The sequence below is a fragment of the Xenorhabdus sp. PR6a genome (assembly GCF_028599065.1).
Lineage (GTDB): Bacteria > Pseudomonadota > Gammaproteobacteria > Enterobacterales > Enterobacteriaceae > Xenorhabdus > Xenorhabdus doucetiae.
The window spans coordinates 1-1,162 of the sequence record NZ_JAQRFJ010000164.1; the positions used below are offsets into that span (position 1 = coordinate 1).

Annotated in this window: 1 protein-coding gene; it reads left to right on the forward strand. The window is 50.0% G+C overall.

Annotated features, from left to right (window positions below):
- A partial coding sequence (locus tag PSI15_RS18055; RefSeq protein ID WP_273584723.1) for a toprim domain-containing protein occupies nt 1-1,162 on the forward strand: 1,162 nt, incomplete at both ends.

Genomic DNA, 1,162 nt, shown 5'->3' on the forward strand with positions numbered 1-1,162 from the left:
CACCGGACACGCTCATCATTACAGAGGGCTACGCAACAGCCTTAACGGTCAGTCAGTTACATGAGGGTGTGGTACTGGCGGCACTAGATGAAGGGAACTTACCTAACGTCGCCGAACAGGTTAGGGAACGGTGGCCAGACGCGAAGATCATTCTTGCGGCCGATAACGATTGGCATGAACCGGGAGCGCTGGACAAAAACGGCAAACCCAAGAAGAACGTCGGTAAGATAGCAGCAGAGAAGACCGCCAAAGCGATTAATGGCTGGGTAACGCTACCGCCCACGGAGTATAAAGCCGATTGGGACGACTATCGCCAGCGTCACGGCATTGAGGCAGCAAAGCAGGCATTCAGTCACGGGCTATATCAGGTGGGGGAGAAAAAGGCAGTGAACACAGAAGCAGCGCAGATCCACGAAGCAAAGCCCAAAAAGGCCAATAACAATCTGGCACAAATGGCCGCCAGTCAACGCGGGGCATTATTGGTTGAAAGTTACGGCAAAGTAGTTGTTAATCCTGATAGCGAAATGGTTTATCACTATAACGGCACAACATGGGAAACCGTATCGGATAACGAGCTGCGTCGCGCAATGGTGGCAATCTTTGACCAGCACGACACCCCGTACAGTCCAAACGGGATTAATAACGCTATCTGTGCCATGAAATTACAAGTGCCGATTATCGGCGAACAACGGCAGGATTTAATTGGGTTCAGTAATGGTGTGTATGAGCTATCGACACAGAAATTTATTCCCCATCAGCCTGAACATTGGCTCATGAACCATAATGGCATTAAGTTTACCCAGCCCGCTATTGGTGAAAACCTGCCGGATCATGCCCCTGACTTTTACCGTTGGTTATCCCATGCAGCAGGTCAGAATGAAAACAAGATGAATCGCATCAAAGCAGCCTTGTTTATGATTCTGGCAAACCGTTATGACTGGCAGCTCTTTATTGAAGTGACAGGCGAAGGCGGCAGCGGTAAAAGCATCTTTACGTATATTGCGACCTTATTAGCGGGAGAACACAATACGGCCAGTGGCAATATGAGAGCGCTGGATGAAGCAAGAGGACGCTATCAGTTTGTCGGGAAAAGTCTGATTACGCTGCCCGATCAGGTTAAATATGTCGGTGAGGGGGCGGGCATTAAGGCCATTACCGGCGG